Annotated in this window: 20 protein-coding genes; 17 read left to right on the top strand and 3 right to left on the bottom strand. The window is 48.1% G+C overall.

Annotation, left to right across the window (positions count from 1 at the left end; all coding sequences use genetic code 11):
* Position 1: 1 nt before the first annotated feature.
* The 4 genes from pyrE to MKY41_RS07515 all read left to right on the top strand — a co-directional run bounded on the left by pyrE (position 2) and on the right by MKY41_RS07515 (position 7952).
* Positions 2–631: an orotate phosphoribosyltransferase gene (gene pyrE / locus MKY41_RS07530; protein ID WP_340744446.1), complete on the top strand. Its 630-nt coding sequence runs from the start codon at positions 2–4 to the stop codon at positions 629–631.
* Positions 632–970: 339 nt separating this feature from the next.
* A complete protein-coding gene (locus MKY41_RS07525; RefSeq protein ID WP_340744445.1) occupies positions 971–3379 on the top strand; it encodes a penicillin acylase family protein in 2409 nt (802 codons plus the stop codon).
* 137 nt (positions 3380–3516) lie between these two features.
* Positions 3517–5544: a FapA family protein gene (locus tag MKY41_RS07520; RefSeq protein ID WP_340744444.1), complete on the top strand. Its 2028-nt coding sequence runs from the start codon at positions 3517–3519 to the stop codon at positions 5542–5544.
* Positions 5545–5672: 128 nt separating this feature from the next.
* Positions 5673–7952: an S-layer homology domain-containing protein gene (locus MKY41_RS07515; protein WP_340744443.1), complete on the top strand. Its 2280-nt coding sequence runs from the start codon at positions 5673–5675 to the stop codon at positions 7950–7952.
* Between the two features lie 239 nt (positions 7953–8191).
* On the opposite strand, the gene MKY41_RS07510 is transcribed toward MKY41_RS07515, so the two are convergent.
* Complete coding sequence (locus tag MKY41_RS07510; RefSeq protein WP_340744442.1) at positions 8192–9811, bottom strand: MFS transporter; 1620 nt, start codon at positions 9809–9811, stop codon at positions 8192–8194.
* A gap of 335 nt (positions 9812–10146) precedes the next feature.
* Positions 10147–10764: a TetR/AcrR family transcriptional regulator gene (locus MKY41_RS07505; RefSeq protein ID WP_340744441.1), complete on the bottom strand. Its 618-nt coding sequence runs from the start codon at positions 10762–10764 to the stop codon at positions 10147–10149.
* Positions 10765–10986: 222 nt separating this feature from the next.
* Between MKY41_RS07505 and MKY41_RS07500 the strand changes: the two genes are divergently transcribed.
* From MKY41_RS07500 to MKY41_RS07440, 13 genes are all read left to right on the top strand, one after another.
* Entirely contained in the window at positions 10987–12555 is a 1569-nt protein-coding gene (locus MKY41_RS07500; protein ID WP_340744440.1) for a class I adenylate-forming enzyme family protein, read from the top strand.
* 63 nt (positions 12556–12618) lie between these two features.
* Entirely contained in the window at positions 12619–13788 is a 1170-nt protein-coding gene (locus MKY41_RS07495; RefSeq protein ID WP_340744439.1) for an acyl-CoA dehydrogenase family protein, read from the top strand.
* 51 nt (positions 13789–13839) lie between these two features.
* Positions 13840–14361 (top strand): FAS1-like dehydratase domain-containing protein, encoded by a 522-nt coding sequence (locus MKY41_RS07490; RefSeq protein WP_340744438.1) that lies wholly within the window; start codon positions 13840–13842, stop codon positions 14359–14361.
* A gap of 2 nt (positions 14362–14363) precedes the next feature.
* Entirely contained in the window at positions 14364–14807 is a 444-nt protein-coding gene (locus MKY41_RS07485; RefSeq protein WP_340744437.1) for a hypothetical protein, read from the top strand.
* Positions 14808–14812: 5 nt separating this feature from the next.
* Positions 14813–15982, top strand: a complete 1170-nt coding sequence (locus MKY41_RS07480; protein ID WP_340744436.1) for a thiolase C-terminal domain-containing protein — start codon at positions 14813–14815, stop codon at positions 15980–15982.
* A 5-nt stretch (positions 15983–15987) separates the two neighbouring features.
* Positions 15988–16410 carry a Zn-ribbon domain-containing OB-fold protein gene (locus tag MKY41_RS07475; protein ID WP_340744435.1) on the top strand — a complete coding sequence of 141 codons (423 nt, stop codon included), beginning with the start codon at positions 15988–15990 and terminating at the stop codon, positions 16408–16410.
* 19 nt (positions 16411–16429) lie between these two features.
* On the top strand, positions 16430–17593 hold the full coding sequence (locus MKY41_RS07470; protein WP_340744434.1) for an acyl-CoA dehydrogenase family protein: 1164 nt from the start codon (positions 16430–16432) through the stop codon (positions 17591–17593).
* Between the two features lie 301 nt (positions 17594–17894).
* Positions 17895–19097 (top strand): CaiB/BaiF CoA transferase family protein, encoded by a 1203-nt coding sequence (locus tag MKY41_RS07465; protein ID WP_340744433.1) that lies wholly within the window; start codon positions 17895–17897, stop codon positions 19095–19097.
* A gap of 32 nt (positions 19098–19129) precedes the next feature.
* On the top strand, positions 19130–20377 hold the full coding sequence (locus MKY41_RS07460; RefSeq protein ID WP_340744432.1) for a CaiB/BaiF CoA transferase family protein: 1248 nt from the start codon (positions 19130–19132) through the stop codon (positions 20375–20377).
* Positions 20378–20552: 175 nt separating this feature from the next.
* On the top strand, positions 20553–20696 hold the full coding sequence (locus tag MKY41_RS07455) for a hypothetical protein (protein ID WP_340744431.1): 144 nt from the start codon (positions 20553–20555) through the stop codon (positions 20694–20696).
* Positions 20697–20732: 36 nt separating this feature from the next.
* Positions 20733–22580, top strand: a complete 1848-nt coding sequence (locus tag MKY41_RS07450) for a CoA transferase (RefSeq protein ID WP_340744430.1) — start codon at positions 20733–20735, stop codon at positions 22578–22580.
* Between the two features lie 27 nt (positions 22581–22607).
* Positions 22608–23387: an enoyl-CoA hydratase/isomerase family protein gene (locus tag MKY41_RS07445; RefSeq protein ID WP_340744429.1), complete on the top strand. Its 780-nt coding sequence runs from the start codon at positions 22608–22610 to the stop codon at positions 23385–23387.
* A 21-nt stretch (positions 23388–23408) separates the two neighbouring features.
* Positions 23409–24137, top strand: a complete 729-nt coding sequence (locus tag MKY41_RS07440; protein ID WP_340744428.1) for an enoyl-CoA hydratase/isomerase family protein — start codon at positions 23409–23411, stop codon at positions 24135–24137.
* An 8-nt stretch (positions 24138–24145) separates the two neighbouring features.
* Here the strand turns inward: MKY41_RS07440 and MKY41_RS07435 are convergent, their stop codons facing one another.
* Positions 24146–24919 (bottom strand): IclR family transcriptional regulator, encoded by a 774-nt coding sequence (locus tag MKY41_RS07435; protein WP_340744427.1) that lies wholly within the window; start codon positions 24917–24919, stop codon positions 24146–24148.
* Positions 24920–25021 lie beyond the last annotated feature (102 nt).

Below are 25021 nucleotides of genomic sequence, written 5' to 3'. Positions count from 1 at the left end.
TATGGAAAAGAAAGATATAGCGAAAATTCTCTTGAATGTCGGGGCGGTGGCGTTAAGCCCGCAAGATCCATTCACTTGGGCTTCGGGGATCAAATCTCCTATCTATTGTGATAATCGGTTGACGATGTCCGATCCGGTTGGCCGGAAACAGATTGCGGAAGGCCTGGCCAACCTTGTTCGAGAAAATTATCCGGAGACCACGGTCATCGCGGGAACGGCAACGGCCGGTATCCCACATGCCGCATGGGTCGCCGATATTCTTGGATTGCCGATGGTCTATATCCGTTCCAAAGCGAAAGGCCATGGCCGCAGCCGGCAGATTGAAGGGAAAATCGCGGACACGGACAAAGCCGTCATTATTGAAGATTTGATCTCCACTGGCGGCAGCAGCTTGAATGCAGCCGAAGCCCTTCGTTCGGAAGGGGTCGAAGTGACAGGGATCGTATCCATTTTCACGTATGAACTGCAGAAGGCGGATGAAGCGTTCGCATCTGCCGGATTGACATACAATAGTTTGACAGATTTCGGTGCATTGACCGAAGCAGCCTCGGAAAGTGGTGCCATCAGCGAGGACTCGATTGGAGAATTGCTTGAGTGGCATGGGAAATTGAAACAAGGATTATTAAAATAAAAAGAAGTCATTCCGCTGAGGAGGAGCCGGGCGGAATGGCTTTTTTAGATTGATGAAATATTACAGATTTTAGAATAAGTGATTTTTATTGTAATATATACTTAGATATGACCTTTAATTTGCAAGAAGTGTTGGAGTTTCTACAGCAATTATCAACTAGTGGATGTCATTCATTCTCCCATCTAACTCTTATTTCATACGCATTAGCAAATAAATCCCTTAAAATATAGTGCTTACGAAACAGATTTCAGAACATTCATAAGTTTCATTGACTGGTCATAACCAGATGTATATAATATGTCTCGTAAGTGTTATATATAGCTAAAGGGGGATGTGTAGATGAGGAAAAAGTGGTTTTTAGCTGTACTTATGATTTTTGCATTAATACTTCCGCAAAACATCATAATGGCAGCAGAGAAAGAAAAGGTAGGAGAAGTCACTGTCATACGTGACGCATATGGCGTACCGCATTTATATGCTAAAAATAATTCGGATTTATATGAAGCATACGGTTACGTAATGGCCAAAGACCGTCTATTCCAATTGGAAATGTTCCGTCGGGCGAATGAAGGAACGGTTTCCGAGATATTTGGAAAGGACTATCTTTCCAAGGATGAACAAACGCGACGGGATGGCTATTCCGATGAAGAGATCGAAGAAATGCTTGCAGATGTTGATGAAGAGTATCAGCTTTTAATTTCAAAATTTGCTGATGGGATTTCACGTTATGTGAAGGAAGCGCTTCAAAACCCGGATGAAAAGCTTTCGAAGGAGTTCCATGATCACCAATTGGTTCCTCGTGAGTGGACATCCACTGATATTGTCCGTTTGTATATGTCGACGATGACATTCTTTATGGATAATCATCAAGAGTTGACCAATGCAGAAATTCTGGCAGGACTTGAAGAGAATTATGGTAAAGAAACGGCCCTTGCTATGTTCGATGATCTAGTGTCGACAGATGATCCAGAGGCACCTACGAGCATTCCAGACGAGGAATCGTCCTCGTCGAACGCAACTTCTAAAACTTTGCAACCGATTTCACAGGGAGCTGTTGCGGTTTCCAAAGAGATTAATGCACAAAGAAAAGACTATGTCCAATCATCCGAGGAGCTCGGTGTACCGCTTTCTGTCGGAAGTAATGCAGCAATTGTCGGCGCCGAAAAATCGGAAACGGGACATGCTTTGTTGTTCAGCGGCCCGCAAGTCGGTTTCGTTGCTCCGGGATTCTTATACGAAGTGGGTCTGCATTCCCCAGGCTTTGATATGGAAGGATCCGGTTTTATCGGATATCCATTCATCATGTTCGGTGCAAATAAACATTTTGCCTTTTCCGCTACAGCTGGTTATGGAAATGTAACCGATATTTTTGAAGAAAAGCTGAATCCGGAGAATCCACTGCAATATTGGTTTGACGGAGAATGGAAAGACATGGAGAAAAGAACAGAACAGATCGAAGTGAAAACAGATGATGGTTTCGGGAAAGTGGAGAAGGAGTTTTATCGGACAGTGCATGGACCGGTGATTAGCATTGATGAAGAAAATGACGTCGCCTATAGTAAAGCATGGTCGTTCAGAGGAACGGAAGCACAGGCGATGGCTGCTTATATGGAAGCCAATTTTGCGAAAAACCGCAAACAATTTGAAGAGGCGGCCAGCAAATATACGATGTCGCTCAATTGGTATTATGCTGATATTACAGGAGATATCGCCTACTACCATGTTGGTAAATATCCAGTGCGCCATGAACAAATTGACGATCGATTCCCTACTCCGGGAACGGGTGAATTTGAATGGGCAGGATTTTTGCCATTCGAACAAAATCCGCAAGTTGTCAATCCGGACAGCGGCTACGTTGTGAACTGGAATAACAAGCCATCAAAAGATTGGAGAAACGGCGAAAATAGCATTTTTTGGGGCATGGATAACCGGGTGCAGCAATTCATTAATGGCATGGAAGCGCGAGAGAAAGTGACGCTGGAAGACCTAAACGATATTAACTATCATGCAAGTTTTGCCCAGCTTCGCACCCATTATTTTAAGCCGTTACTAATTGAAACGTTGGAACAACATCAAGATCAGGACCCTGATTACGCGATGTTGATCAATGAACTGAAACAATGGAACAATTTAAAAGAGGACAAAGATAAAGACGGATATTATGATGCAGAAATTGCAACATTCTTTGACGCGTGGTGGAGCGTGACGCATGAAAAATTATTTGGTGAATCGCTTGAAGAGGTTTCAAAGATGACCAATGGAATTACGGATCATCGCTATGGAGCTTCATTGGCTTACCGACTGTTGAACGAAAAAGAAACAAACTATCCATGGCTGCAAGAGGATGATCCAACGGAGATTATCATGGAGAGTGTCAACGAAGCTTTAGATAAATTAGAAACAGAAAAAGGTCCATCGGTTGAGGATTGGAAAGCAGAAATTAAAACGATGACGTTTGGCAAACAATCCTTAATTGCGGTACCTCACGGGGAAGGGTCATCCACCCCGATTATTGAAATGAACCGCGGAAGCGAAAACCATTACATCGAAATGGTTCCAAGTGGTCCAGTGGGCTTTAATATCACCCCGCCAGGCCAAGTCGGGTTTATTAAAAAAGATGGAACCGTCAGCGACCATTACGAAGATCAGTTGCAAATGTTCGCCAACTGGGAGTTCAAGCCGTTTTTATTCAATAAAAAGGAGATTGAAAAAGCCGGCGTGAACACTACAACCATTGAATTGAATTAAATGACTAGGAGACCATTCCCTCTAGCTTTTCAGGAGGAATGGTCTCTTTTCAAATTAAGCTGGACGCTCTCTCAATAAATCCCAATATATGATATTATGAAAATAATAGGTAATTCGGTATGGGAGGATGGATTTAGATGAAGAAGGCGGTAACGGTTCAGGCGAATACGGTGGAAGAAGCTATTCAACAAGCGTTGGATATTATTGGACTGCCAATCGAGCAAGTTCATGTGGAAGTGATTACGAATCCGGGGCGGCGGTTGATGGGATTTCGTAAGGTGATGGCGGAAGTGACGGTCACGGAATTAGAAGCTGGCCCGACGGATGAGTCATTCGCCGAATTGGTTGCCATCGTGGATGACGTGTTAGCCACCGATCACATAGGTGGCGACAATCGCCCCAACCCGATCGTGCAGTCAGCTAATTCTTCATTCGGCGTGAAACTGAGCGATGGCGAACTGCAATTTCTTTTCGATGAAGCACAGTATCCGGTTCTCATTCCGGATGATTCCGTCCAGCTTTTCGTGAATGGGGAACAGAAGAAGGAGAAGACGGTCATTTCGCCGACGGATGCTGTCACAGTCACATTATGTGATGAACTCATCCCTCCGCAATATTCCATCCAACTGATCGAGCAGGAGATGATCGCGCTTTTACATTTCACGCCGGGGAAACGGGTTCGGCGTACGTTAGCTGACACCGATTGGCAGACGCAATTACATATTCGGGCCGTGGAAGAGATCGAGTATTACAATAATGTGGAGCCACAAGAGATCGTAGATGAACTAAAGGAAATGGGCATCCAGCAGGGGCTTTTATTCCCGGCCATCAAAAAAGTGACAGCTGTGAATAAACCATATGAGCTTATCGTGGCAAAGGGAACTTTGCCCGTCGAAGGGACGGATGGGGATTTGGAGGTCCATATCCAATACGAGGAATTCGATCCGGATAGCGAGGAGAAGGTTGATTTTCGTGAAATGAACGCCATCATGAATGTCCGGGAAGGGCAAGTCATCGCGACGCATATTCCGCCCGTTCCCGGAACGGAAGGCCGGAATCTGCTGGGGAAATCGATTCCCGTCAAACCGGTCCGTGATATCCATTTAAGACTCGGAAAAAATGTCAAACAGGTGGGCCAAGATGTCATTGCGACCATTTCAGGAAAGCCGTCGTTGGATTGGCGGGAGAAGTTGGTGAAAATTGATGTCCATCACGAGTTCAATCACCCGGGAGAAGTCGATTTGGAGAGTGGGAACATTCGGTTTGAAGGGGATGTTCGAATCGGCGGAAATGTAATGCCGTCCATGTTTGTCAGAGCAACCGGAGCGATTTATATCGGGGGGACAGTCACTAAAGCAACGGTCCATGCCATTCAATCCGCTTTTATTCGAGGAAATGTGCTCTCTTCCACGATCAGTGTCGGGGAACAGGAAGTCGTGATCAGTGAACTTGTCGCCGACTTGAAACATGTCGTAACGATGATGGAACAGATTCGGACGGCGATCCAACAAGTCGTAATTATCCGCGGGAATGACGAAGAGGAGATGAGCCCGTCCGAGTTGAAGCGTCTCATTTATTTATTGATGGAAAAGAAATATTCGCGTTTTGAGGAACTGAATAAGCGGTTCATCCAAAATGTCAAAGAGCATGCAGATCATTTGACGGATGAATGGACGAGCATAGCAGATCGTTTTTATGATGCTTTCGTCAATCCGTTGAAAGAGAGTTTGAAAGGCTTGGCGGAATTCGGAATGCTGATCGAGGATGCGCAACTGCTCATTGAAATTTATGGTGCCGAGGCTTCACCTCATAATGAACTCGTACTTCCATATGCTATCAACAGTACTTTATTCAGCAACGGAAATATCGAGGTCACTTCGAAAGGGGTCTATCATAGTTCGTTGAAGTCGAAACATGATATTACAATTAAAGGGGTATGCCGCGGGGGCGAAATTATAGCAGAGAATCTGATCACCTTGCAGGAAACGGGTTCCGAAACACCTGTGAAAACAGTCGTCAAAACGAGCAGGACTGGCAGGATTAAAATCGGACTTGCCTACGCAGGGACCGAAATTCAAGTAGGCCCTAGAAAGCATATTTTCTCCCAAAATGGACATTCCATAGTTGCCCGGTTGAACGAAGAGGATGAACTGGTGTTATATTAATCGCGGGCGGGTTTTTTCGGAATATCTGTTTCCTCCGAGCTGGTCCATTCGCCTCGTTTTCTGTTGGAAGGGCACGGCCTCTGTCAATTCGTGTATAATGGGGGCAGAATCAGGAGGGGATGCTGCGGATGAAACAGATACATCATTATGTTTTTGCCATATTACTTATTCTACTCACATTGACCGGTCCTCCCGTATTTGCAGAAGCCACTAAGGCGGGAGATAACGAAGCAAATGAGCTCTTGAAAGTGACGGCGGAGGCGAAATTCTCGGATATCACCAACCTGTTCTGGGCGAAAAATGCAATTATGCAGTTAGCCGAAATGGGAATCATGACAGGCTACCGGGATATGCAGTTCCGTCCCAATGCCGAAATGACAGTTGGGGAAGCTGCCCAGGCCTTTGCGAGAGCATTGTCTTTGGAGGAAGTCCCGTATGAACCGATTTTCAGTGATGTGGAAGAGGATTCCGAGTATCAGTCGGCCGTTCTTGCCACATACCAAGCGAATATCTTCCCTGGAAAGCAGGATGGAACATTCGGGGTGAACGATAAGTTGACCCGCATCCAATTGGAGGCCGCCATTGTCCAAGCTTTTCATTTGCGGGAAAACGAGGGAGTCAACAGAATCATCGAGTGGCCGACCAGCCAGATGTTTAAAGGGAAGGAAGGTTGGTTGCCGTCTATGGATATGTCCCAAGTCGGGCAAAGTCTGTTCACTGGCAACCAGACCGTCAATCGGGCCTCCTTCGCCTATGTACTGCATGGCGAGCTTGTTGATAATGGAAAAATAGCTTCAGAAAAGGACTATCAGATTATCACATCAGCCTTCTCAGATAATTTCAAGTCGGAGGATTCGGATGTACATTTGGTGAAAGTGTCCTTTGACGAGCATCCGATCTACTTACGGTCCACGGAAGAGATCAATTTCACGGATCATACGCGGATTGATAATTCATTTTCAAGGGATAATATTTACACCTATAAGGTCGGATCGAAAGGTGCGACTATTGAGCTGACGGTCCGTTCCTTCGACAATGGTGACTACTTCCTGTTCTCGAAAGTCGATAATCCAACTAAATCGGCTCTCGCGGTAGATGTCATTCAAAAGGAGAATGATGTCGATTCGTTTGAATTGTTCCGCTTTGATCGCTATCCGATCAAGAGGAAGTCAACGGATACATTTGCGGCTGATACCACATCTTATCCTACAGGAGTTTTGCGCTTCGTGAAAGAGGATGGCACGGTTAGTGAACGGATGGTTGGACAATCGTATGTGTCCAAACCATTATCGATGTCGTATCCGAATGATGGATATAGTTACATGCGTCAGCTGCTTGGTGAAGTGGAGGCGTTCTCTTATGCTCGCCTAGGCTCAACGTTAGTTTCCATTCATTCCTTGAAGTCGCAAGGCGAGGATATTGTCGATCAATGGTATATGAATGCCGATGCCCCATTATTTGAAACGGACGAGCATCGCGAAAGCTGGATGGAAGAGACGTCGAAGTACTACAAGAAGCGCAACAATTGGTATACGGCAAGCGGTCCGTACAATAAGATGGCGGTAACGACAGAACCGATGCCCGAAACCGGGCAAGGGTATGGACGCAATCTGCTGATGGTGAAAGAGGATCGGGCGCTGGCGCTTTATCATCAACAGAAGGACCGATATTTCGAAAATTTAGTCTATAACGCTTTTATCAATCTGAAGAACTTCAAGGACGATAACACATATTGGAAAACCGAAGTGACGAGCACGTACTTGAAGGATCTGTACGGCATTACGGCCCCGTTCATCGATACACGTTTCAATGAGCAAATCGCCTTGTTCTACTATAATAGTGGGGATGAATTCCATGTCGGGAACACGACGGAACCGCTCCGCAACTACGCGGATCTGCTCGTGTCACAGAAGAGCAAAGGCAATATCATCCCAGTCGATGGGGAGTCCTACTATCTTGCCGATTACTACCCGATTGCGCAAGAGGTGACGACCCATGCGTCCATGAATCATGTGCTGGGAGGCATGAATATTCTGCTCATCGCGTATAAGGAGTTTCATGATGAAAGATATTTGGAGACGGCTCGTGCCATTCAGACCGCTATCGCCAAAGAAAAGGAAAAGTGGATCCGCGACAACGGTGACATCTGGTATCGGATCTCCCCGGACAAGGACTTTAAGGGGGATGACTACAAGCATTTAACGCTGGAGGATCTCATTAACTCCTATAAATTATGGCAAGATATCGATCCGAGTTATTTACCGTTGTTGGAAGAAATGATCGCTTCCAAAGCATCTTATTTATCCAATGTCAACTTAGGCTATACGACGAAGATCAAAAACGGTCTGCAGGATATCGGCTTATCCAAATATCTGCCGCGAGGGGAAGAGCAGACGGATGCTTTGTAAGACTATAGTAGCGGAAAGAGATTGTCCTGAAACCTGGAAAATCGTCCAAGAAGGCTCGCTTTCCGTGGGCGTCGCCTCAGCCTCCTCGGTCGCTTCGCGCCCTCCGGGGTCTTCGGCTGACGCTACTCCCACAAGAGTCTCGCCGTTCCTGAACGATTTTCCTGGCATAAACAAAAAAATGGGGCTATCCGATTAAGCCAGTTCTCACTGACTTATTGGACAGTCCCTTTTTCAATGGCTTAGTTAGTCGTCGTCTCCAGTTTTTCCGATAAGCTTTCTTCGAAAGGTGCCACTATGACAGGCGCCTTTTCTTTTTGCTTTTGTGGGATGAGGAGCACAAGGATCATGATGACGACGAAGAAACCAGCTACAGTCAAGGATAAATTTTGTATAGCAGATGTAGATCCATCGCCGAGAGCTGTCTTCAGTAGATCTTCAAACTGGATGCCAAGTGATATGAGTTCAGCGGAAAGGGCATCACTGATTGTAGCTCCATTAGTCGCCGCAGCTTGTTGCACATCAGCCATCAACCCTGGAGAAACGCCCGCATCCGTCGCTTGTTGCACTATCGAAGAAGTTTTCGCTTTCGCATTGAACTGGGAGAATAAGACAATCCCAGTTGTGGAACCAAGTGGTGCCCCAAAATCCCGGACAATTGCCAGCAAGCCGGAGCCTGATCCGTACTTGATAGGCGGAATGTTTTGCAGTGCGTATTTGATAAGGATGGCAGTTGCCGCGCCGATTCCGAAAAATGCAGCAAGCGATAAAATATAGGTAGTTTCCGTATACGCATGAATTCTTGAGAGCAGAAGTACTGCGGTCAACGGCAGGATATAGGTACCAATCAATAGTTTTTTGTTATTCACTTTATCTGAAAGCCTTCCTATGATAATCCCGCCGATTGCCGCCGCACCCGAATTAAACATGAAGAACAATCCACTCTCCGCAACATTCCCGTCAGGACGCAACGCAAGGAAAAAGCTCATCGAGTAAAGAAGCAACTGCATGGCAGCCGTATAAATCAAGTAAATGAGAACGATCAAAGCAAAGACTTTTTGTTTTAAAATGGATATTTCGATAATCGGATTCGCAATCCGGTTCCCATAAAACCACATAATTGCAATGGCAAGCACAGCAGTCACAATAGTCCCGATTGTATAAGGGGAAGCGATGCCAAACTGACCGACAAGCGTGGAAATCGACAATACCGACGCCGCGATAATGAATAATAACATAGTTCCGAAATAATCAAGCTTCCCGGAAACTACGCCTTTTGATTCCTTGACAAAGAACAGGATGACAAAGAAACCAATTGTAGCTAAGCCACCGCTCACCCAGTAAATGACAGGCCATCCGTAAATATTGATCAAGAAACCGGCTAGCCCTGCTCCGAGCATCGCTCCAATCGCTTGCACGGAATTGAAAATACCAGATGCCATCCCACGTGCACCTTCATGGAAGATGACCCCGATGAAAGCGATGACGATTGGAAAAATACAAGCGACTCCTACCCCTTGAAATATTCTTGCCACAATGAGGAATGTGAACGTCGGGCTTACCGCAGCTGCAAATTCGGAAATCGCAAAAATCGCCATTCCGACCAATAAAACCTTCTTGCGGCCATATTTATCGGCGAATCTGCCTGTAATCGGATAGAGGGTTGCAGACATGATGTAAAATGACAAAACAATAAGAGCAGCCAAATGAGAAGGAACTTCAAAATAAGTTGAAATGACCGGGATAGCCGGTGATTGAAACGCCATTGCTTCAACTGCGATAAATGCTGAGAACACTAAAGCCAGGTATTGAATCCATTGCTCCTTGGTTGTCTTCACTTCCGGTGTCGCTTGTGCTTCCATTGTAATCCCTCCAATAATTAATTTTATTCTTCATAATCAAGCCGTTTAAAAAGTTAGCATTATGAATATATTTGTAAACGCTTTCAAACATGAGCAATGTAGTTTATCGAAATAAGGCCTCCTTTTTTAAGAAAATCAGCAGTCTAGTTGTTTTTGAATTCAGAAAATTTTATGTTGGATTGAATTATAGTTATAAATACTAGTAAACTCAATCACTAATTTTTAGTCTTTTGTCGCATAACCAACAAAATGCACTGAAATGTCGGGTAATTTCACGAAACAAGGCAAAAAGAACAAAAATATGGGAAAAGAAAGGTCGATGATTGGACGGCACTTCATTTGCTCACAGCACGGCCTCTCATGTAAGAAGAGAGAGGATTGGAGAGGAGCACTTTCATATATTCCTCCGCTATATACTCCGGTTTATATTTCCTATCTTTGTTCATCAGCCAGTAATGGATAAAACTGATAAAAGTTGATGCCAAATAATTTGCATAAAAACCGTAGTGGACATTCAGATCATATTCCGCTCCCCGCAGTTCGTTGATTTGTTCGACGGCATACTTGTACAGGCTAGCGTAAAGAATCGGGGTGAATTGTGGAACCTTCATCGTGTTAAGGAGAATCTTAAAGGTATCGGCATGTTCGGAAACAAATTCAAACATCGCTTCGATGGCTCGAGTTGGAAAGCCCCTGTTTTGCTTGGTGAATGGTTGATAGGTTGTCTGATAGGAGGCAATCAAATCAGCAATCAGTTCGTCGACGAGACAATCGATCAAATTTTCCTTGTCATGAAAATGGGCGTAGAACGTCGACCGATTAACGTCAGAACAATCGACAATATCAGTAATGGTGATGTCGGATAAGTCCTTTTCATACAACAACGCAATGAAAGCATCCTTGATCGCCTTGCGGGTACGGACCACCCGTCGATCCAATTTTCTTCTCTGCATTTCCAGATCCCTCCGCTACTAAAAATTTTTCAACGCCTATTAATGAAAGTTTTTCTACAGGATAATCTATTCCGAAAATTTATATATTTCTGTATTGCTATATATGCAATTCTATATTACTATTAGTGCAATGCAAGAGTTATTTACAGAAAAATTAAAAAAGGGGGACTTGGTTCTACATGTTACAGGCTGTTTTCATACAAAACGAAAGGAGGAGGACAATTGAACGCCTATTTATTGCTCGAAATCGCGGCAAGCATTGTGCCGGATCAGGAAATTTTGACGTTTAACGAAGAACGGCTGACATATGGCCAATTAGTCGAAAACGCTGGTCGCCTTGCATCAGCGATGGAATCACAAGGCATCAAACAAGGAGACCGGATTGGGCTGATTGCGACGAATTGCCCCGAAGTCATTGAAGTATTTTTTGCCGCTTTTCAATTAGGAGCCGTCATCGTGCCGATCAATTATCGGGCAAAGGAAGAAGAACTTGCCTATATGGTGGCAGATGCCGAAGTAAAAGCACTGTTCTTTGAACAACGCTATGCGGATCTTGTGAATCCGATTGTGCCGGAAAGTGGAATCCAATTGACCATTTCGATCAGGGGAACATCGGAAGGCCATCAACAGTATGAAGAAGTAAGGAAAGCTATGCCATATGAAGGGTTTGGGGATGTCGAAACGAGTGATCTCGCTATCCTGTTATACACCAGCGGGACGACGAGTAAACCGAAAGGCGTCATGCTTACACATGGACAACTTACGACATACGTCATGAACCATTCGGAAGTGGCAGACGGCACGGATCGAGGTTCATCTGTCATTTGCATCCCGAATTATCACGTAGCTGGAGCGACGAGCATCTGTAATTCGATTTACACGGGACGCCGGCTCATTCTGCTTTCGCAATTCGATGCCGGTAGTTGGCTTCGGGTCGTTGAGCAGGAGAAGGCGACGCAGGCATTTCTTGTCCCGACTATGATGAAACAAGTTTTGGATCATCCGGAGTTCGGACAGACCGATCTTACCAGTTTGACAAGTCTTTCATACGGAGCCGCACAGATGCCACTGCCGGTCATCTTGAAAGCGGTCGAAAGATTTCCGCCAACGACTGAATTTGCAAACGCTTTCGGCATGACAGAGACGACATCCACCGTTTCCGTGCTTGGACCTGAAGATCATAAAATTACGGGGACCAAGGAAGAAAAGGAGAAGAAAATCCAACGTCTTTCTTCGGTCGGAAAACCACTCCCTGGCGTCGACATCATCGTGGTAGATGAAAATAGGCAGCCAGTCCCGCCGAATACGGTCGGAAATGTGTATGTCCGGACGGAAAAGGCGATGAAAGGATACTGGAAACGTCCGGAAGCTTCAGAAGAGACATTGGTGGACGGCTGGGTCAATACGGAAGATATGGGATGGCTCGATGAGGATGGTTATTTGTTTCTAGGGGGTCGCAGTTCGGACATGATCATCCGGGGCGGAGAAAATATCTCCCCTGCAGAAATCGAAGATGTATTTTTATCCCACCCAAGGCTAGCTGATGTAGCGATCATCGGCATCCCAAGCTTGGAATGGGGAGAGGAAATCATGGCGATCGCAGTTCCTAACGACATGGATGCTGCACCGACTGCCGAGGAGTTGCGACAGTTCTGCAGGGAACGTCTGGCAAGTTTCAAAGTCCCTTCCGAAATCGTCATGGTGGACGAACTGCCGCGTACCTCAACAGGAAAAATACTGAAACGGGAACTGAGAGAACGTTATGAGCCTGTCAATGAAAACTATATCTAATGGAGCTGCTAACACAGTTTCATAGAGATACATTTTTACAAAATTAAGCAATGGGGTGAGGAAATGCGTTTTGATTTGACGGAAGAACAGCAGCAATTGAAACAGGAGATCCGGACATATTTGGAAACCCATATTACAGATGAGTTGCTTGAAGAAGTGAAAACGACGACCCAAGGCGGCCCGCTTTGGAATGAATATATCCGGAAGATGGGCAAGGATGGATGGCTCGGTGTCGGATGGCCAGTGGAGTACGGAGGGCAAGGGAAAACACCTTTGGAGCAATATATCTTCTTGGAAGAGATTAGCCGCTCCGGTGTGAACATTCCGTTCATCACATTGGAAACAGTCGGTCCTACTTTGATGAAGTTAGGTTCCAAGGCACAGAAAGAATACTTCCTGCCGAAAATCTTAAGGGGCGAAGTGGAAATTGCCATTGGATATTCTGAGCCAAACGCCGGGACGGATCTTGCGTCACTTCAAACGACGGCCATCCGGGATGGGGATTCCTATGTGATCAACGGACAGAAAGTGTTCACGACGAATGCCCACGTCGCAGACTATATTTGGCTGGCGGCACGGACCGATCCGAGCGCCCCGAAACATAAAGGGATCTCAATTTTCCTCGTTCCGACCAATGTCGAAGGCTACAGCTGCACCCCGATGGATTTGATGGGGAAAGGCGTATCGAATGTGACGTTCTATGATAACGTCCGTGTCCCATTGGATGCGATTGTCGGTGAGGAGAATAAAGGCTGGCATTACTTGACTTCCCAATTGTCGCTAGAGCGCCTCATGCTATCGACATATTCCGAAATGGAGAGGGTCGTAGAGGACATCATCGAATGGGCCAATGAAACGGTCGTGGATGGCAAACGCATTATTGATGATGAATGGGTCCACACCAGCCTGGCGGAATTGACGGTCGATATCGAAGTGCTGCGACTCCTCAATTACCGTGCAGCCTGGGCACATGAAAATGAAAAGACGGCTCCTTTCCGTCCATCCATGAACAAAGTCCTTTCCTCCGAACTAAATTCGAAAACATATGACATCTGCATGCAGATCATGAAACTGTTCGGACAGTTGGGTACAGATTCCGAATATGCCGTACTGAAAGGCAGAGTGGAATCCTTTGCACAAGCCGCACTTATCCTTCTGTTCGGAGGAGGAGCGAATGACGTCATGCGCGATCTCGTGGCACGATTCGGACTAGAACTGGCCAAGAGCTCGTAAAGTGAGAAACGTCGCGGGAATGAATTCATTTTAAAAAGGAGGAACGAATCAATGGCAATTGCTGAAGAATTGATCAAAGAACATCTTAAAATCGAATCTGAAAAAACGGAGGGGCCCGACGCAGTCTGTGAACAAATGATCCGGCATTGGTGTGAAGTGATGCAGGAGAGCAATCCGTTATATGTGGATGAAGCGTATGCCGCATCGAGCAAACATGGTGGTATTATTGCACCGCCGATGCAAGTGCAAGTCTATACGATGAGCCCTCTCTGGCCCGAGCCTGCACGCAAGAAGAATCCGATGGAAGAACTTGTCGAGCTGTTGGACAACAACGGCTATACATCCATCGTTGCAACCGAGCAGGTGCAGGAATACTTCGAGCCGATGAAATTGGGGGACCGAATCAGTTATACAATCTCGGTCGACTATGTTTCACCCGAGAAACAGACAGTGCGTGGACCGGGGTATTTCGTTACATTCCTTTATAAATTCACCAATCAACGCGATGAACTCGTATGCAAACAGAGCTTTACAATATTGGCGTATAACGCGATTTCACAGGAGGGGGCTTGAACATGCTGACAACGAAGGAAGCTGCCATTACATGGGATGACATCGAAGCGGGATATGAATTGCCGGTCCATGAACGGGAAGTCACTGCCGCCCTTGTCGCGGGAGGAGCGATCTCCGCAACCCACGACTATGCGACGGTTCACCATGATTACCATGCTGCCCGCAAAGCGGGGGCGGAAGATATTTTTATGAACATCTTGACGACGAACGGCTTGATCGGAAAGTATATCACCGACTGGACAGGACCGACAGGAGAATTGAAAAAAATTCAATTGAGATTGGCTGTCCCCAATTATCCGGGTGACCGCTTTGTCATCAGCGGAACAGTGACCAAAAAATACGAAGCCAATGGCGAGTATCTCGTGGAAATCGACTACAAAGGAAAGAATAAGCAGGGCGATCATGCAAGCGGTAGCGTTATCGTCTCACTGCCTAAGGGGAGGTAATTGGAATGGGTACAGCAGTGCGTGAAAAAACAGCGATTGTCGGAATTGGAGCAACGGAATTCAGCCAAAATTGCGGGCGAAGCGAGCTTCGCATGGCATTGGAAGCCATTTTGGATGCAGTCGAAGACGCGGGTATCAAAGTGGAAGACATCGATGGCATGGTCAATTACACGATGGATACGGCGGAACAGATCGAAGTGGTCCGTTCGTTGGGCATTCCGAATTTGAGCTTCTTCAGTAAAGTGCCGTACGGAGGGGGAGCGAGCTGCGGAACGGTTGCGCAGGCGGTTGCTGCAATCGAAGCGGGACTTGCCACTACAGTCGTCTGTTATCGTTCCATCCGGGATGCTTCCGGCCCGGTCACTTACGGAGACTTCGAACCGACCCGGGTATCAGGCGATACGTACATGGGTATGTATCATCCGTATGGCTTGCTGACTCCCGTTTCATGGGTAGCCATGTTTGCCCAGCGCTATAACTATAAATATGGCATCAAGGACGGGCAGTTCGCCCCGGTTTCCCTTGTGAACCGCGAAAATGCCAACCGGAATCCGAATGCCATTTTCTATAACCGGACATTGTCACTCGAAGAGTACAATGACTCGCCGATCAATGTCGCACCGTTGCGCAGGCATGATTGCTGCCTAAGCACGGATGGGGCGGTTGCGATTATTGTGACTACCGCCGATCGGGCGAAACATTTGAAACACCGTCCAGCCTACATCTCAGGTGCGGTCCAAGGGATGTCCACGAACGGGGAAGTGATGACTTCTTATACTCGTGAGGATATTGCCACGCTGCCGGAGGTCGAAGAATACGGCAAGCTGCTCTTTGAAATGGCTCGTATCACGCCAAAAGACATCAACGTCGCCCAGTTCTATGATGCGTTCAGCCCGTTGGTGCCGATGCAGCTGGAAGCGCTCGGCTTTGTAAAGAAAGGCGAAGGGGTCGATTACATTGAAGGCGGGGATCGGATTCGCCGTGATGGGGAACTACCGATCAATACATCGGGTGGACTCATGTCAGAAGGCTATATCCACGGGATGAACTTGATTGCGGAAGGGGTCCGGCAAGTCCGCGGCACATCCACGACACAAATTGATGATGTTGAATACTCGTTGGTCACAGGGGGGCTCGGCGTCCCATCCAGCGGTCTCATTTTAAGAAGGGGGTAATTGGAATGGTCCAAAACAAAGTAGAGGTTCAGACGCCAAAACCGATGATGAGTCAAGATACAGTGAAGTTTTGGGAGCTGTTGCAGGAGAAAAAACAACTTCATTTGCAAAGATGCAGTGATTGCAAGACCTACTCCCATCCGCCACGGGTGACTTGCCACAAATGCCGCAGCTTCAACATGGAGTGGGTGCCATCGGAAGGAAAGGGCGAGGTACATAGCTATGTTGTGTATCACCGTTCCGTACATCCCGGATTCGAAGTGCCGTATGAAGTGATTCTTGTTGAATTAGAAGAAGGTGTCCGGATCGTCTCCAATATGGTCGATTGCAAACCGGATGAGGTGTATATCGGGATGCCCGTGGAACATGTTGTCGAGCAGACATTCGAGGATATTTCCCTAGTCAAGTTTAAACGCCAAACCACATGAGGAAAGAGGTGCCAGGAAAATGGATTTTTCATTGACCGAAATTCAAGAGGTTTTCAAAAGCACTGCCAAAAAGCTTTTCGAAGAGAAGTGGGATATTACGACATTACGTGCCATTGAAAAGGAGGAACGGGGATTTTCCTCCACATTTTACAAGGAAATTGCGGACCTCGGATTTTTGGGCTTGATCGTACCTGAGGACTACGGCGGTGTCGGCGGCGGTCTGACCGACTTGGCTGTCATTGTGGAAGAGGCTGGTTCGGCATTGTTCCCGTCCCCGTTCCTGCCGACAGTCACTTACGGTGTGCTCCCTCTCCTCAAATATGGTACGGAAGCACAGAAACAGGAGCTTCTGCCGAAAATCATCGAGGGAAAAGTGATCGTTTCGAGCGCCCTATCGGAAGCTCAAGCTCATTATGACATGAGATATATTTCCACTAGTGCGAAGAAGTTGGGCGGAGGCTACACATTGAGCGGCACGAAACTGTTTGCGCCATTTGCCGACTCGGCAGATTACTTGTTGACGTTGGCCCGGACAGGTCCAGGTCAAGAAGGGAGCGCGGACGGCCTAAGTCTATTCTTAGTTAAGAATGATCCGTCCACAGTCCGTCATACTCCGCTGAAATCCATCGGTTCGGATGGCCTGTATGAAGTCGAATTCCTCGATACCCCGTTGACAGATGCTGATCTGCTGGGTGCTGAAGGTGCTGGCTGGTCCGTCGTGCAAGAAATCATCGAGCTGGCGACCGCTCTCCAATCAGTCGAAATGGCAGGCTTGCTCGGCCGGGCGCTGGACCTGACGAATAATTATGTGAAAGAGCGGACCCAGTTCAATCAGCCGATCGGTAACTTCCAATCTGTCCAACACCGGTTGTCGGATATGTATACGGTCGTGGAAGGCGGAAAACTCGCTGCATTCCAAGCAATCTGGCGATTGGAAGAAGGGCTGCCGGCGGAAAAAGAAATCGCTGTCGCCAAAGCGTGGCTCAGCAAGGAAGGGCAAAAAGTGCTCGTCGGGGCCCATCAACTCCACGGCGGCATGGGTGTGGATATGGATTATCCGCTCCAGTTCTGTTTCCGGCGGTTCAAAAGCATGCAGCTGAACCTCGGACCGGCCGCCAACCATCTGAAGCGACTCGGCAGAACATTCATCCAGGATCCTGTCGCGCAGGTCGTCCATTCCTAATAGTGTCCGAAAGGTAGAACATATGCGATTGCGCTATGTTCTCCTTTTTACACAAAACCTTATCATTTCCACCCTATATAGAACAAACAAATGATTTATGCTTGTTAACTCAGTTGCTTGGAGTGGAAGGCGGCGACTCCTGCGGGGGGAAGCGCGAATGGTGAGACCCCGCAGGAGCGCAGCGACGAGGAGGCTCACCCGCGCCCCGCGGAAAGCGTCCGCCTGGAACGGAAAGCAACGGGTTGCGTCCGTTTCTTAAGTTCGTTTTATATACCATGAAAAGAAGCAGAGGTGAAGAAATATGGAAAAACAAGCTCTTTCCGGAATCAAAGTCATTGATTTATCAGAAATGATTTCGGGTCCATATTGTACAAAACTACTGGCAGACTTGGGCGCCGAAGTGATCAAGATTGAACAACCCGGTTTAGGGGATCCCTCCAGACTGGAAGGACCATTCCCGGGCAATAAACCAGATTTGGATTCCAGCGGGTTGTTCGGGTATCTGAATCATAATAAAAAAGGAATCACACTGGATTACAAGACGTCAAAAGGATTAGATGTCGTCAAGCGGCTAATCAAGGAAGCCGATATTCTCGTGGAGAACTTCGAGCCGGGTGTCATGGCAGAGTTGGGCATCGGTTATGACGTGCTGAAAGAGCTCAATCCGCGCCTAATCTTGACTTCCATCACCTATTTTGGCCAGTCTGGAAAATACCGGGATTATAAAGCGACCGAATTGGTCGCTCAATCGATGAGCGGCTGGATCAGCTCAATCGGGGAATACGGCAAACCGCCGTTGCGGGCGGGGGGACCGATTCGGTTGCTGGACTATATTACGGGGACATTTGCTGCTATGGCCACGATGACTGCCGTAATCGGAAGACGAAAATCGAATAAAGGGGAACATATCGATGTCTCTTCGGTGGAGGTCGGTTTGCTGCAACGAGCGTATCCGACCGTGCAGGATTCATTTCCGAATGCGACTCATAAAACCCCGAAACGTTTCGTCATGACACCGAGTGTCGAGAAGTGCAAGGACGGTTACATCGGTATTACTCTTCTGACAGGCCAGCATTGGCAAGACTTTTGCGGAATGACTGAAATGTATGACTGGATGGAAGATCCGCGGTTCATCTTGCTGCCGAATCGGTTGAAGCATAAAAAGGTTTTCCAGGAACGCTTTGATGAGTGGCTCATGCGACATACGCAAGAAGAAATCATCGCCTTGGCGAAAGAGTGGAGAGTTCCTGCAATACCGGTCCCGACATTCGAAGACATGCTTTCCTTCCCACAATATGAGGAACGGGGCTTATTCGTTAAAGTGGATCATCCGAAAATGGGTGCAATTGTTCAACCGGGAGCGCCATTCCGTATGTCGGAAACTCCATGGAAGATCAACAGCCCGGCGCCGCTACTCGGGGAACATACCGAAGACGTTTTGGACGGTCGATTGGGGATGAAGAGCTCAGTTCTTCAGGAGATGCGTCAGGAAGGCGTCATTTAGCACTCCCACATTCAAAAGGAGGAGAAGAAGCCATGTCAACTTTACCGTTGGAAGGAATCCGGATTTTGGATTTATCGATGTGGTGGTCGGGACCGCTTTGTACGTCCTATCTTGGTGCGCAAGGAGCGGAAGTCATCAAGGTGGAGTCAATTCAGGCACCCGATGGATTCCGGTACACCGCCACTTTGCCAGGGGAAAATTGGTGGGAATTTGGCGCACAGTTCAACAGCGCCAATATGAATAAAATCGGAATCACGCTGAATTTGGCTGATCCGAAGGGCAAAAGCCTGTTCAAGGAACTGGTCGAAAAAAGCGATGTTGTCATCGAGAACTTTACGGCAGGCGTGATGGAGAACTTTGGCTTGGACTACGAAACACTGCGGGAAATCAACCCGAAAATCATTATGCTTTCCATGCCGGCATACGGGAAGACAGGTCCTTTCGGCAAACAGCCCGGATTCGCCTATACATTCGAGATCCTGTCGGGCATTGCCCAAGTGAACGGCTATGAAGGAGGCAATCCGAGTATCATCTCGGGTGTCGGCGACGTCATTTCGGGTTCCCACACGGCATTCGCTCTTTTATCCGCATTGGAGTATAGAGAACGGACCGGGAAAGGACAGGAAATCGAGGTGGCGCAAGTGGAGGCATGCGCTAACCTGGTGGGCCAGGCGATTGTGGACGTCTCGATGAACAATAATAATTGGGGACGGTTGGGGAATCGGCAGCCGGGGCTGGCACCGCATGGAATCTACCGTTGCAAAGGAGAAGATTCCTGGGTCGCCATTGCCGTCACCAATGAAACGGAATGGAAAAACCTCTGTAAAGCGCTAGGCGAACCGAATTGGTCAAAGGAAGAACGGTTTCAGACGATGGAAAGCCGTTGTCAGAACGAAGACGAGTTGGATTCGTTGATCGAAACATGGACGACCCGATTTGGCCATTATGAAGCGGCGAACTTGTTGCAAGCAGTTGGCGTGGGTGCAGGCCCTGTTCTTGAAGTGGATGAAATCGAGGACGATCGATTCTTGGAAGGCATGTTCCAAGAAATGACGCGGGAACTGGTCGGGACTCACAAGTACCCTGCCTGGCCGATTAAATTTTCGGGTGAACGCATCATGCAAAAAACAGTAGCACCGATGCTTGGCGAGCATAACGGATATGTATTCAGCAAGATTCTCGGGTTGAGCGATGAGGAGATTCAGCGATTGGAACAGGACGATATCATCGGAACGGTGCCAATCGGAGCAAGGGGAACCGTAGAAACGGCATCTAAATGAAAAGGGGGTAGTCACTATGCCGGTTAAGGTAGGAACCAAATACAAATGTCCTAAGTGCAACAGTGAGTTCATTGTTACTAAACCGACCCCCCAAGCAGAATTGACATGCTGCGGGGAAAGTCTGGAAACAAAGTGAACGGTGGAAAATCAAACATGATGAGGGAGGGCAAGACCTATGGCAAATCAACTTGGAAAACGAATGGAGTGCAAAGAATGCGGAGTGGAAATACTTTGCACGAAGTCTGGCGAAGGCGCCATTCATTGTTGCGGTAAAGAAATGCAGATGAAACAGCCTGTTTCCCTTCCGACGGCAGACTGATAGCAGCTCAATCACAGTTCGCGGGGGAGTGATCGGATGGAGATAGACAGACAAACTGCGCTGTTGGAAGGGCTCCGCATATTGGAATTGACCTATGGCCTTTCCGGCAGCTATGCGGGTCGCCTCTTTGCGGAAAGCGGAGCCCAAGTGACTAAAATCTCAGCCGACGTGTATGGATTTTCGGCTTTCCGGGACACCGGGAAACGAATCATCCAGACAACCGATGCGCTGCTTCCGGAAACAATCGCGGAACAGTTGACGGGCAGGCGCTGGGATATCGTCCTTTGGGATAGCCATATGGCGGATGATCTGGAGGGGCGTTTGAAGAAGCTGATCCAGCGATTGGCCGATCCCTGTTTATCCGTTCGAATTCGCTTTCCCGATGGAGTGGGCGCAACAGAGGAAACTGCACTGCAGGAACGGGGTGGCTGGACGAATTTGACCGGGGATCCGGACCGTCATCCCTTACATATCGGGGGGGATCCGGCTACTTCTCTAGTTGGAGCGCATGTGGCAGCCGGCGCGATGTTCGCATGGTTGGGGAGGAAGCGCACTGTTGTCGAAGTAGATGCGATGACAGTGATCGTTAGTGCACTGGAAGGGGCTTATTCGCAATATAAGGAGACCGGAGAGGTGCGGAGAAGAGCGGGAAACCGGCATCGATCCTTGGCGCCAATGGGGATCTTCCCCTGCCAGGATGGGTTTACCCTAATTGGCGCCCCGGTGGACGAACAATGGGAACTGCTCGAAAGGTGGATGGGGGATAATCCGAAACCGAAATGGGCAACGGTTGAGCAACGCCAGGAGTCTTATCATTCCTTGGAAACAGCCATAACGAATTGGTCAAAGACGATGGATCGGGATAGCCTCTTTCATACCGGCCAGGCATTCCGACTTCCGTTCGGCAATGTGCAGACAATAGGGGATGTAAAAAAATGTCCTCATCTGCAAACCCGCCAATTTTGGAAGATGGGAGACCCGAGCCGCGGAGCACATCTCCCATGGATCGTCCACCGCAGCAGGACGGGAAGGCGGGGCACCGTCCCAATGGAAAAACTGCGCATCCTCGATCTGACAAGCATGTGGTCCGGTCCTTATTGCACCCGTCTATTTGCTGACCAAGGCGTGGAAGTCCTGAAGGTGGAAGCCCCCCACCGACCAGATGGAATACGGGGAACCGCGACGTTCTTTCGTGAGTTGAACAGGAATAAAAAAAGCGTGACATTGGATCTGCGTCAGCAAGCAGATCTTGAGAAGTTTTGGGAACTTGTGGAGTCGTGCGATGTGCTAGTTGAAAATTTCAGTCCGCGAGTCATGGAGAACTTCGGGCTCACCCGCGAGGCTTTATGGGAGAGGCAACCCGGTCTGCTCATCGTCTCTCTCTCCGCTTTTGGCCAGACGGGGCCATATCGGGATTATGTCGGCTACGGGCCGACATTGGAATCGATGGCCGGTTTGGCATCGTTGACCGGCTATGGAGATGGCATACCTTGGCTACCCGGTTTCTCTGTCAGTGATATGGGAGCGGGTATTCATGGAGCGTTCGCCTTACTGGGGGCTCTTTATTCTCACCGACAAGATGGCCGAGGCATAGCAATCGATCTATCCCAATATGAAGCCGCTGTTCAATTGAGTGGGGACTATATAATGGAAGGAACTTTTTCAACAGAGCTACAGAAGACTACTGGCAGCAGGTGTGTAGCCGATCTGAAAGAGTTTGGGCCAGTACTGGAGACCGAGATGAACGGTGGCGGTCGTTCCATCGCTGCACCGTGGTCCAGTAGCGGCGATCCAGTCCGTCTATACGAGCCTGCTCCGGAACTTGGCCAGCATAATTTGTTCCTGGATGATTTCATCAAGAAAAAAGACCGGATGCAAGTTTGAGTACAAAAGAAGAAAGGGTGATCTTTCATGATATATCATCTAGTGGAGTTGACTTTGCAAGACGGTATTGCTTCCGTCCGGCTCAATCATGCGGCGCAATCTAACGCGTTGGATGCCGGACTATCTCAAGAGTTGTACCATATTGCGGACGAGCTGAGCAATCGGGACGATGTAAAGGTCGTAGTGCTTGGAAGTCATGGTACTGATTTTTCAATTGGCTTGAATCTGAATGAAAGCCGGCCGGCGAATGAAACAGATGAGACATACGCGACGGTCGCCTTGGCGAGCCGGACAATTGAGAAATGGGCGCGCCTTCCGCATCCGGTCATAGCTGCTATCCAAGGGCAATGCTCCTCATTGGGGCTAAGTTTAGCATGTGTTGCAGATGTGCGTTACGCATCCGACACGGCTTTTTTTTCAATTCCCGAATCAAAACTAGGGGTTGTTCCCGCAGGTGGAGTGACGCAGCGATTGCCACGGATTATCGGCAAAGGGCCCGCGATGTCCATGCTGCTCGGAGGAGAACCGATTCAGGTGGGGGAGGCGTTTCGGGTCGGGCTCGTGAACAAAATAGCGGAAGAGGACGTCTGGGAACTGGCTTGCCGAGAAGCTAGGCAATTAGCGGAGTTATCCAGCCTTTCCATGCAGTATACGAAGGAGTGTCTATTGCGGGGGAGCGAGTTGTCTTTTGAACAGGCACTCCGATTGGAACTGGATGTCTATATGCTCTTGTCGACGAGTGAAGATCGCATGGAAGGGGTGCAGGCTTTCCTGGAAAAACGGACTCCCCAATTCCAGGGGAAATAGACGAGTGAAAGGAGGGAGATGATGAACATCGATGCGGTGCTTATGGAGAAAGACGAAAATATAGCGATTCTTACATTGAATCGTCCAGATGCGTTGAATGCCTTTAATGTGGAAATACGGGATTTGTTATATCACTATGTTCATATTATCCATGAAGATCCGACGATTGAGGCGGTGGTCGTCCAAGGGGCGGGTCGAGGGTTTTGCGCGGGAGCCGATCTGACGGAATTCGGAACGGCGAACACAGTCATTCAAAAGAAGCGAATTCGGTTGCAGCATGACCTTTGGGAGGACATTCGCCGGCTACAGAAACCGATTGCCGCTGCCATGCACGGTTTCGCGGTCGGATCCGGATTGGAAATGGCTATGCTGTTCGACTTTCGATACGCGTCTCCGGGAACGAAGCTTTCCTTGCCGGAAGCTCGGATTGGCATGCTTCCAGCAGCAGGAGGAACACAAAGTTTGCCGAGACTCGTTAAACAAGGACATGCGCTTGACCTGGCTGTGAGCGGCCGGACAATTACCGCGGAAGAGGGAGTGCGTATAGGGATGATCAGTCGCATCATCGACGAGGAAAAACTTCTTGGGGAGACCATTTCTTATATGAAGGGGCTTGTCGAGAGAAGTCCGCTGACAGCAAGTTGGATTAAGTCACTCGTCTTGTCAAGTATGGATATGTCTGAAGCCGATGGAATTGGAAGAGAAAGTATTCTTGTCCAACGGTCATGGATGCAGCGGAAAAAAGCATAGCGGGAAGTTTAATTCCGTCCCGCTTTCGCTTCTTCTGAAATCTTATGGGCGTACGTCTTGACCAGTTCGATATATTGATCTTTTTTGTCATCATCCAACCGGCTCATCGGAAAGTAGATTCCAATCGTAGCCGCAGGTTCTGCACCGTGATCCCAAATAGGGGCCGCTACCCCGCCGGCATCGGGCATCCGTTCCGCGAGACTGATGGAAAAGCCTGCTTCCCGAATTTGGGCGAGTTTTTCCGACAGTTGGGCTGGATCGGTGATCGTCCGCGGAGTGAAGGCCTCGAAGGTTGTCCGCTTAGCGTAATTTTCAATTTCCGCCGGGGACATATAGGCGAGATGCAAATTGCCCGCCGCCCCGAAATAAAGGTCGTTCTCGTCTCCAAAAGGGATGGTCACTTTCAACAGTTGCGGACTATCAATACCTGTCAAATAGATATATTTGTATCCGCTTCGAATCGACAGGTATATGGATTCGCTTGTCATTTCGGCAAGCTCCTGGATATGGGGTTGGGCGATGGCTACGACATCATTGAACTGTGATTTGCGAACGAGTTGGAACAGCAAGGGTCCGGGAAGATACCGTTTCGTCTTTTCATCCCGTATTAACATTCCGCGGTCCGCCATCGTGGCGACGAGACGGAAAGCAGCCGTCTTGCTGATGCCAACCTCCTCTTCGATTTCTACGAGACCGATGGAATCGTATTTTATGAACATCGCCAAGAGTGAAATGGCATTATTCACTGTATTTAGGCGATGCAAAGGCTTTTCAGAGGACATTGAATCACTCCATTATCTGATTTTGCGAACATAGTTGTGACTATAGTTCGATTATATCGCAAACTTTGTTAGAATACTAACTTCATCAAAATTTGTTGAAAT

Source organism: Sporosarcina sp. FSL W7-1349 (assembly GCF_038003045.1).
Taxonomy (GTDB): domain Bacteria; phylum Bacillota; class Bacilli; order Bacillales_A; family Planococcaceae; genus Sporosarcina.
This window is presented reverse-complemented; position numbering and strand designations above follow the sequence as displayed.

What these genes read in the sequence shown, in the direction of transcription:
- MKY41_RS07505 (WP_340744441.1), bottom strand. Translation starts at nt 10,764, where the DNA reads ATGCAGAGAAGAAAATTGGATCGACGGGTGGTCCGTACCCGCAAGGCG.
- MKY41_RS07520 (WP_340744444.1), top strand. Translation starts at nt 3,517, where the DNA reads ATGAAGAAGGCGGTAACGGTTCAGGCGAATACGGTGGAAGAAGCTATT.
- MKY41_RS07495 (WP_340744439.1), top strand. Translation starts at nt 12,619, where the DNA reads ATGCGTTTTGATTTGACGGAAGAACAGCAGCAATTGAAACAGGAGATC.
- MKY41_RS07470 (WP_340744434.1), top strand. Translation starts at nt 16,430, where the DNA reads ATGGATTTTTCATTGACCGAAATTCAAGAGGTTTTCAAAAGCACTGCC.
- MKY41_RS07450 (WP_340744430.1), top strand. Translation starts at nt 20,733, where the DNA reads ATGGAGATAGACAGACAAACTGCGCTGTTGGAAGGGCTCCGCATATTG.
- MKY41_RS07435 (WP_340744427.1), bottom strand. Translation starts at nt 24,919, where the DNA reads ATGTCCTCTGAAAAGCCTTTGCATCGCCTAAATACAGTGAATAATGCC.
- MKY41_RS07525 (WP_340744445.1), top strand. Translation starts at nt 971, where the DNA reads ATGAGGAAAAAGTGGTTTTTAGCTGTACTTATGATTTTTGCATTAATA.
- MKY41_RS07515 (WP_340744443.1), top strand. Translation starts at nt 5,673, where the DNA reads ATGAAACAGATACATCATTATGTTTTTGCCATATTACTTATTCTACTC.
- MKY41_RS07440 (WP_340744428.1), top strand. Translation starts at nt 23,409, where the DNA reads ATGAACATCGATGCGGTGCTTATGGAGAAAGACGAAAATATAGCGATT.
- MKY41_RS07490 (WP_340744438.1), top strand. Translation starts at nt 13,840, where the DNA reads ATGGCAATTGCTGAAGAATTGATCAAAGAACATCTTAAAATCGAATCT.
- MKY41_RS07445 (WP_340744429.1), top strand. Translation starts at nt 22,608, where the DNA reads ATGATATATCATCTAGTGGAGTTGACTTTGCAAGACGGTATTGCTTCC.
- MKY41_RS07465 (WP_340744433.1), top strand. Translation starts at nt 17,895, where the DNA reads ATGGAAAAACAAGCTCTTTCCGGAATCAAAGTCATTGATTTATCAGAA.
- MKY41_RS07480 (WP_340744436.1), top strand. Translation starts at nt 14,813, where the DNA reads ATGGGTACAGCAGTGCGTGAAAAAACAGCGATTGTCGGAATTGGAGCA.
- MKY41_RS07460 (WP_340744432.1), top strand. Translation starts at nt 19,130, where the DNA reads ATGTCAACTTTACCGTTGGAAGGAATCCGGATTTTGGATTTATCGATG.
- MKY41_RS07485 (WP_340744437.1), top strand. Translation starts at nt 14,364, where the DNA reads ATGCTGACAACGAAGGAAGCTGCCATTACATGGGATGACATCGAAGCG.
- pyrE (WP_340744446.1), top strand. Translation starts at nt 2, where the DNA reads ATGGAAAAGAAAGATATAGCGAAAATTCTCTTGAATGTCGGGGCGGTG.
- MKY41_RS07510 (WP_340744442.1), bottom strand. Translation starts at nt 9,811, where the DNA reads ATGGAAGCACAAGCGACACCGGAAGTGAAGACAACCAAGGAGCAATGG.
- MKY41_RS07455 (WP_340744431.1), top strand. Translation starts at nt 20,553, where the DNA reads ATGGCAAATCAACTTGGAAAACGAATGGAGTGCAAAGAATGCGGAGTG.
- MKY41_RS07475 (WP_340744435.1), top strand. Translation starts at nt 15,988, where the DNA reads ATGGTCCAAAACAAAGTAGAGGTTCAGACGCCAAAACCGATGATGAGT.